This is a genomic window from Methylosinus sp., from assembly GCF_036560965.1.
In the GTDB taxonomy this organism is placed as follows: domain Bacteria; phylum Pseudomonadota; class Alphaproteobacteria; order Rhizobiales; family Beijerinckiaceae; genus Methylosinus.
In genome coordinates, this window is sequence record NZ_DATBQF010000049.1 from 1 (window position 1) to 8,039 (window position 8,039).

General features: G+C 60.9%; 4 protein-coding genes and 4 pseudogenes. 3 read left to right on the forward strand and 5 right to left on the reverse strand.

The window, feature by feature from the left end; genetic code table 11:
- Nucleotides 1-83: 83 nt before the first annotated feature.
- The 3 pseudogenes from istA to VIF40_RS12795 form a co-directional block, all read right to left on the reverse strand.
- A pseudogene (gene istA, locus VIF40_RS12785) lies at nt 84-1,118 on the reverse strand (IS21 family transposase); the annotation flags it as partial.
- Nucleotides 1,114-1,845 (reverse strand): annotated as a pseudogene (gene ltrA, locus VIF40_RS12790) (group II intron reverse transcriptase/maturase); the annotation flags it as partial. The pseudogenes istA and ltrA (VIF40_RS12790), both read right to left, overlap by 5 nt.
- A gap of 546 nt (nt 1,846-2,391) precedes the next feature.
- A pseudogene (locus VIF40_RS12795) lies at nt 2,392-3,371 on the reverse strand (IS3 family transposase); the annotation flags it as partial.
- Nucleotides 3,372-3,460: 89 nt separating this feature from the next.
- Between VIF40_RS12795 and tnpC the strand changes: the two are divergent.
- The 3 genes and pseudogenes from tnpC to VIF40_RS12810 form a co-directional block, all read left to right on the forward strand.
- A pseudogene (gene tnpC, locus VIF40_RS12800) lies at nt 3,461-4,018 on the forward strand (IS66 family transposase); the annotation flags it as partial.
- Between the two features lie 140 nt (nt 4,019-4,158).
- The gene (locus VIF40_RS12805) at nt 4,159-4,842 is read left to right on the forward strand and encodes a transposase (RefSeq protein ID WP_331937897.1); all 684 of its coding nucleotides are present in this window, start codon (nt 4,159-4,161) and stop codon (nt 4,840-4,842) included.
- Nucleotides 4,797-5,585 (forward strand): transposase, encoded by a 789-nt coding sequence (locus VIF40_RS12810; RefSeq protein WP_331937898.1) that lies wholly within the window; start codon nt 4,797-4,799, stop codon nt 5,583-5,585. The genes VIF40_RS12805 and VIF40_RS12810 overlap by 46 nt, the downstream gene beginning before the upstream one ends.
- 185 nt (nt 5,586-5,770) lie before the next feature.
- Here the strand turns inward: VIF40_RS12810 and VIF40_RS12815 are convergent, their stop codons facing one another.
- Together VIF40_RS12815 and ltrA (VIF40_RS12820) are read right to left on the reverse strand one after the other, a co-directional pair.
- Nucleotides 5,771-6,409 (reverse strand): LysE family translocator, encoded by a 639-nt coding sequence (locus VIF40_RS12815; RefSeq protein ID WP_331937899.1) that lies wholly within the window; start codon nt 6,407-6,409, stop codon nt 5,771-5,773.
- 254 nt (nt 6,410-6,663) lie between these two features.
- Nucleotides 6,664-7,926, reverse strand: a complete 1,263-nt coding sequence (gene ltrA, locus VIF40_RS12820; RefSeq protein ID WP_331937900.1) for a group II intron reverse transcriptase/maturase — start codon at nt 7,924-7,926, stop codon at nt 6,664-6,666.
- Nucleotides 7,927-8,039 lie beyond the last annotated feature (113 nt).

Genomic DNA, 8,039 nt, shown 5'->3' on the forward strand with positions numbered 1-8,039 from the left:
CTGTCGATTTCCGCCGAAATTTGACCCAGGATTTCCGTTGAGAACTGACCCGGGTTGAAGATGGCTTGCGGGTCAGTCGGTCGTCAAGTTTTGGTCTTCTCCTTTGCAGGTTTGTCCGCCTTCGCCGAGCTGTCCTTGAACCGGAAGCTGTCGTTTCCGGTTTCGAGGATGTGGCAACGGTGAGTGAGGCGATCGAGCAGAGCCGTCGTCATCTTGGCGTCGCCGAAGACGGCGGCCCATTCGCCGAAACTGAGGTTCGTCGTGATGATGACGCTGGTTCGTTCGTAGACGCGGGCGTGCTCGCACACGATCTGCCCCTCGGCGGCGACGACGACGCGCTCGGGGTAGACCCGCACGCTGACGGGGCGATTGGCGAACGAGGCCGGCACGCTGTAGCGATTGCGGTCCAGATGGATCAGGCACGTCGGCGTGACCCGCTTGGTGTGTTCGACGAAGCCGTCGAATGGCCGCGGAGGCTGCATCAGTTGCGGAACCTCCTCGCGCCAAACCTCGGCGATCGTCCCCGGCTGCGCGCTGTGCCCAATCTCGGCCCACAGCTCGCGGCATCGCGCCTCCAGCCAGTCGTTGAGCGCCGCCAGCGACGGAAAGCTCGGGATCGGCTGCCAGAGGCGATGACGAGCATCCTGAACGTTCTTCTCGATTTGCCCCTTTTCTCAGCCCGAGGCCGGATTGCAGAATGCGGCCTCGAACAGGAAATGGCCGACCATGGCGGCGAAGCGGGCGTTGACCTGGCGCTCTTTGCCGCGCCCGACCTTGTCGATCGCCGTGCGCATATTGTCGTAGACGCCTCGCCGGGGCACGCCGCCCAGCACGCGGAAGGCGTGGTTGTGAGCGTCGAACAGCATCTCATGCGTCTGTTGCGGGTAGGCGCGGAGGAAGAATGCGCGGCTGTAGGAGAGCTTGAATTGGGCGACCTGCAACTTGGTCCGCTCGCCCGCGATGATCGCCCAATCCTCCGACCAGTCGAACTGGAACGCCTCGCCGGGCAGAAACGTCAGCGGCACGAACGCGCCGCGCCCACAGGTCTGCTGCTCCCGATGCCGCGCCGCCTTCCACTCGCGCGCGAAGGCCGCCACGCGATTGTAGGAACCGTCGTAGCAGCGCCGACGCCTGCGCCTCGCTGCCACAGTGACAGATGACGTCATCAGCGTAACGCTCGAACGGAATGTCGGAATGGTTTTCCTTCATCCATCGATCGAACGCATAGTGCAGGAAAAGATTAGCCAAGAGCGGGCTCACGACAGCGCCCTGTGGGGTCCCCTTCGCTCGGCTGACAAGCGCGCCATCCGGCATGCTCACTGGCGCCTTCAGCCATCTTTCGATGTAGAGCAGCCCCCATGCGCAATCGGTATGGCGACGCACCGCTCGCATCAATAGCTCCCAATCGATGTTGTCGAAGAAGCCTTTGATGTCGAGATCGAGCACCCAGTCGTGACGCCAGCATCGCTGCCGCGCCATGGCCAGCGCATCGTGCGCCGACCGACCGGGACGATATCCATAGGAGTCGGCATGGAACACTGGTTCCAGAGACGGCTCCAGATATCGCTTCACCACCATCTGGGCGATTCTGTCGGAGACCGTCGGGATTCCCAATGGTCTTGTTCCACCATCGCCTTTCGGGAGGTCCACCCGTCGGATCGGCGGCGGCATATAGCTGCCCGACGACATCCGATTCCAGAGTCGATAGAGATTGTTGTTCAAATCCTTCTCGAACTCCGCGATCGTCTGATCGTCCACTCCCGCCGCGCCTCGGTTTTCCTTCACTCGCTTGTAAGCCATCCACACTTCGCGCTTGGAAATGCAAAATGGTTTTGCTTCATCCATGCGGGTCCTCCCCTTTCAGGTTGCCCACGAGACAAAGCCGGACGACGCCACCCCTTCGGTCCGGTCCCATTGCAGGACATTCATCCCTACTACGAGTGGCTCCGCCCCCGTGCCCCGCATCGGTAATCTCGCCCTTGCGGAGTCCGTCCGCTCGAGCTTCTCCCTTCGCATCGGGACGACAGGTTCCTGAGTTCCTTACCAAAGCCTGGATCAAGGTCACGCCGCCTTCATGCCGGACGCCGGTTGGGCAGTAAGCAGGTCTCCCCCAACCTCTATTCGCGGGACAGAAGTCCGGGTCCCGGTTTCGACGTCGTTTGATACGTTTCGACACGTCATCAGCGGTTCACTTTCGTTCGTCTCCTCGAACCTCACCTGACGGAGTGCATCTCCGCCTTTTCCATCGACGTTCACCACAATGGCTCTTGACCAATGCAGCTCGTGGCGGTTTGAAGCCGGCTCCTGCAAGCCGACTTCGAGGGGCCTGCCTTCATCTCCGGTAAAGCATCGCAACCGCTCAAAGTGCGAACGATCGCGTTCACAGCACACGACCTCCTCATATTTGACGCTGCGCCACAGCCGCTCGACAAACACATTGTCGCGCCACGCGCCCTTGCCGTCCATGCTGATGGCGATTTTCGCTTCGAGCAGCACGCTCGTGAAGTCGACGCTCGTGAACTGGCTGCCCTGGTCCGTGTTGAAAATCTCGGGCTTGCCACGTTTGGCCAGCGCCTCCTCGAGCGCCTCGACGCAAAAATCGGCTTCCATGGTGATCGCCACCCGATGCGCCAGCACCCGCCGGCTGAACACGTCGACGACCGCCGCCAGATAGACGAAGCCGCGCCCCATCGGAATGTAGCTTATGTCTGTCGCCCAGACCTGATTGGGCCGCTCGATCTTCACGCCACGCAGGAGGTAGGGATAAATCTTGTGCCCCGGCGCCGGCTTGCTCGTGTTCGGCCGTCGATAGATCGCCTCGATTCCCATGCGCTTCATCAGCGTCGCCACATGCCGGCGGCCCACGACGACGCCCTTGCGTTTCAGCAAGTCGCGTAGCATCCGGGCCCTGGCGAAAGGATATTCGAGATGCAGCTCGTCTATGCGCCGCATCAGCTTCAAATCCTCGGCGGAAACCGGCCGCGGCTTGTCGTAGACCGAGCTGCGGGCGACGCCGAGCGCTTTCGCCTGGCGGGCGATCGGAAGCTCGTGATCGCCATCGATCATCGCTTTGCGCTCAGCAGGCCGGCTTTGCTGAGCGCGCCGGACAAAAAATCGTTGGTCAGGGTCAGCTCGCCGATCTTGGCGTGCAACGCCTTCAAATCGACGGCCGCCTCCTTCCCTTCCGGCTTTTCCTGACCGAAGACGCCAGCTGCGCCTTCGAGAAGCTGGCCCTTCCATGTCGCGATCTGGTTCGGATGAGCGTCGAACTGCTGCGCCAGTTCCCCCAGCGTCTTCTCGCCCTTGATCGCGGCCAAAGCCACTTTCGCCTTGAAGGCCGGAGAATGCGTCCGGCGGCTCTTCTTCGTCATCGAATGCTCCTGATTCGCAGCGAGAATCCTCGCCGCTGTCAGGCAGAAAATCCACCGACGCTACTGTCCGAATTTCCGGGGCCAGCTCTGTGCGCCGTCGCTTCTTCGAGATCCAGGCGGCGACGCCCGCGCCGATTGCCGCCGAGATGCTCGCGCGCATCGGCGCGCTCTATGATATCGAGCGCGACATTCACGGCAAAAGCGCCGAAGCGCGCAAGAGCGCCCGCCAGGCTTGCGCCAAGCCGATCGTCGACGCGATGAAACCGTGGCTGGAGGCCAGGCTGGCGACGATCTCGGGCAAATCCACGCTCGCGGTCGCCATTCGCTACGCCTTGTCGCGATGGGACGGGCTCGTCCTCTTCCTCGACGACGGCCGCGTCGACATCGGCTCCAACGCCGTCGAACGCGCCATGCGCCCGATTGGGCTCGGGCGGAAAAATCATCTTTTTGCTGGTTCAGATCGCGGAGCCGAGCATTGGGCCGTTCTCGCTTCACTCATCGAGACGTGCAAGAGAAATGAAATCGATCCGCAGGCCTATCTCGCCGACGTCCTCACGAAGATCGTCGGTCGTCACCCCATGAGCCGCATCGACGAGCTCCTGCCCTTCGCCTACATCAAGAAAGCGCCCGAACAGGCCGTGGCCTGAAAACGACGCTTACGAGTAATACGATAGAAATCCCTTTGATTGTTCAGTCTCGCCGATTTTGTCGCGAAAGTTAGGCAGACTGTGTGGAAACTCTCGTTGAACGGATTCCATCGGCGCATGCGTTGCCTTAGAATCGCGTCATGGCGCACATATCCGGAACCGACCGTTCGCAAACCCTCTTGTTCCCCGAGGTGATCGACGATTACGTCGGTCCCGACAATCCCGTCCGCTTCATCGATGCCTTCGTCGACGGGCTTGATCTCACAGCGGCTGGGTTTGCGCGTGTCGCGCCGGAGAAGACGGGACGGCCCGGCTACGCGCCCGGCGATCTGCTGAAGCTCTACATCTACGGCTATCTCAATCGGGTTCGTTCGAGCCGACGGCTGGAAGCCGAATGCCATCGGAACGTCGAAGTCATATGGCTGCTCCGGACCTTGAAGCCCGACTTCAAAACCATCGCCGACTTTCGCGCCGACAATCGCAAGGCCTTTCGCGCGGTGTTCCGCCAGTTCGTGGTTCTCTGCCGTAAGCTCGATCTGTTCGGGCGCGAGTTGCTTGGCGTCGATGGCACGCGGATCAAGGCGGTCAACAACAAGGACCGCAACTACACGAAAAACGCGCTGGAGAAGTTCATCAAGGCGGTGGACGAACGCCTCGATGAATATCTCGAGCGTCTTGATGAAGACGACGCCACGGAAGCGGGAACCGGCGGTTCGCGCACGAAGAATCTCGCGGAAAAAACGAGGCGTTGCGCACAAAGCGCGATCGCTACAACGCGATGCTGGCCGATCTCGAGCGCAGCGGCGATGACCAAATATCGCTGACCGATCCCGACAGCCGCGCCATGGCGGCATACACAAAGGTTGGCGTCGGCTACAACATTCAGATCGCGGTCGATTCGAAGAACAAGATGATTGTCGAGCAGGCGGTGAGCAATCAGGTCGTCGACATGGGCTTGCTGACGCAAACCGCCGAGGTCGCCCGCGACATTCTCGAAGTCGAACAAATCGATGTCGTCGCCGACAAGGGCTACTACAAGATCGAGGATATCGAGGCTTGCGAGAAGGCGGGGATGACGCCCTATGTTCCCAGGCCGCAGCGCGGTCCCGCCGTTCGCGAGGGCTTTTTCCGCAAGGACGAGTTCCGCTACGACACCGAGCGGGACGCCTACATCTGCCCGGCGGGACAGGTTCTTGCGACGCGCTACGAAAGCAAGCTGCGGAATCTGAAAAAGTTCGATTACAGCAATCGGGCCGCGTGTCTGGTTTGCGCGATCCGCTCGCACTGCACCAAGGATTTTCGCAAGGTCTCGCGCCTGGAAAATGAGGCGGTGCTGGACCGCATGGCGGCACGGCTGAAGGCGCGACCCGAGATACTCAACACGCACCGCGAGATCGTGGAGCATCCTTTCGGCAGTATCAAACAATGGATGAACCAGGGCGCGTTCCTGACGCGCAGCCTCGACAAGGTGCGTGCCGAGTTCAGCCTGACGGCTCTCGTTTATGACATGCGACGAGCCATCAACATTCTCGGGGTGGAGGAAATGATGAGGGCGGCGCGGGCCTGAGGGGGCTCAGTGATCTGCCTATTGAAGCCAGAAGGGCGCTTCAGCTCGCCTCGGAAAGCCTTTGGGAGCGCGAGGGGCAAGATTTCCACCGGCGGCATGAAAACCCGCTGTCGCCAGCCTCTGAAAGGCGGCTTCTGATCACGGCGAAGCGTTTCCACACGGTCTGTAGGATTTCCGCAACAAAATTAGGCTGCGGCCCGCTTCCATCCTGCTGCGAGCAGGCCCGCGCCGATCATCAATGAACCGCCTGTGCGATTGACCGCCCTCTGAACGCTAGGCTTGCGGATTGTCTTGCGCGCCATCGAGGCCATGAGGCCATAGGCGGCGGCGTTGGCCGTTGCCAGCATGAGGAATGTCGCCTCGAAAACGACCATCTGGAACGCGACAGGCTGTGCATGGTTCAAGAACTGCGGCAGGAACGCCACAAAGAAGATGATGCTTTTCGGATTCAGAGCGGTGACAACATAGGTGTGTAGAAAAATGCGTAGCGAACGCTCCCTTGCGACCGAAACGACTTCGCTGGGCGCTTCGTTGCTCGCTACCGGCGCGCGCCAGAGCTTGACGCCGAGATAGATCAGATAGGCGGCTCCGACCCACTTCATCACGGTGAACAGCGTCGCGGACGTGGCGAGAAGCGCGCCAAGGCCAAGCATTGAGGCCGTCATTGCCGTGAAATCGCCCAGTGCAACGCCGGCAACGGTCGCCGTGGCGGAGCGTTTCCCATGACCGAGCGCGTATGAAATCACCAGAAGAACGGTCGGGCCGGGAATGGCCAGCAAGACGGCTGACGCTGCGACGAAAGCCAGCCAGAGTTCTATGGACATACTTCACCCTCCAAGTTGTTTGGATCGAGCAATCCATGAGAACGGCCGCAAGACAAGGGGCTGCCGCAAAATTCCCGACTAACGCGAGACTTCCCGATTTTTGCGACGTTGCAGAATAGGGAGTTTTGCGACAGCCGCAATGATTCCTATTGGCGCCGCCCGGCTGTTAAGGACGGCGAAGGAGGAACTCTGTCGAGTCGCCCGGAGGAATTTCACCCCCGGGCGCTCCTAGAACCGTGCGTGAACCTCTCGACTCACACGGCTCCCGATGTTCGGCCGTTGCCATGACATAGAGGCCAGTGGGCGAAGAGTTGGGGGTTCGCCCGACGTAGCCGGTCAAACCAATCTCGCGCCCCCTTGGTCTGATGGCGCATCCGCTTGAACTTGCGGCGCGCCCATCGAATGACATAGGCGTCGATCCTCGTCAGGCTCGGACGCAATTGCGTCTTGTAGAAGTGGCTGTAGTAGGTGATCCAGCCGCGAATGCACGAGTTGTGCTTCTCGGCCAGCTCTTGCAGGGACTTGTCGCTGTGATGATGAAGCGCCCATCGCCGAACGGTCCGGCTGATAGCCTTCAACGCTTTCGGACTGGCGGCGGGCATGAAGCTGTGGGCGGCCCTTCCACCCCACATCACCTTCCGGGCTCGAAACTGAAAGCCCAGGAAGTCGAACGAGATGATAGGAAAGTCGCCGCGCCGGTTCACATCCTTGCAATAGACGATCTTTGTCTTTGCAGGATGCAGCACCAGCTTGCAGACAGCGAGACGGTCCGCAAGCGCGCTCCATAGCGCTCGCGCCTCTTCGGCGCTTCGGCAGTGACAAATGGCGTCGTCCGCGTAGCGCTCGAATGGGACGTGCGGATAATTCCGCGTCATCCACATGTCGAAAGCATAATGCAGGAACAGGTTCGCGAGCAGAGGCGAAATCACCCCTCCTTGCGGCGTTCCGGCCGTGCGCGGCACGACGCCGCCGTCCTCCATCTGCACTGGCGCCTTCAGCCAGCGCTCGACATAAAGCAGCACCCATGGGCAATCCGTATGTCGGCGGACCGCTTTGAGGAGCAGCTCCCAATCGATACTGTCGAAGAAGGCGCGCACATCGAGATCGAGCACCCAGTCGTAGCGCCAACAGCGCTGGCGAGCTTGGCGTACGGCGTCGATCGCAGATCGTCCGGGCCTGTAGCCATAGGAGTCCGTGTGAAACACCGGCTCCAGAATGGGCTCCAGATATCGACGGGCGACCTCCTGGGCAATGCGATCCGAGACTGTTGGAATACCCAACGGCCGCGTCCCGCCATCCGCCTTCGGAATCTCGACCCGCCGCACCGGCGGAGGAAAATAGCTCCCCGACGACAGCCGGTTCCAGAGCTTGTAGAGGTTGCCCGAAAGGTTGGCCTCGAACTCCGCAATCGACTGTCCATCGACTCCAGCCGCTCCCTGGTTGGCCTTCACACGCTTGAAGGCTTCCCAGACCTCCCGTTTGGGGATGTGTAGAGTCGAGAAGAGGCGCGGTGGCACGTTGAGACGCGCTCCGTTTCCTCTCCCCGCTCATCAAACCGGACGTGCAGATTTCCCGCATCCGGCTTTCCGACTGGCTTCATCATAAGACACACGACGGCGACCCTTTACGC

Excerpts from the sequence above, each read along its gene's own strand:
- VIF40_RS12810 (WP_331937898.1), top strand. The coding sequence starts at position 4,797 with ATGCTGGCCGATCTCGAGCGCAGCGGCGATGACCAAATATCGCTGACC.
- VIF40_RS12815 (WP_331937899.1), bottom strand. The coding sequence starts at position 6,409 with ATGTCCATAGAACTCTGGCTGGCTTTCGTCGCAGCGTCAGCCGTCTTG.
- VIF40_RS12805 (WP_331937897.1), top strand. The coding sequence starts at position 4,159 with ATGGCGCACATATCCGGAACCGACCGTTCGCAAACCCTCTTGTTCCCC.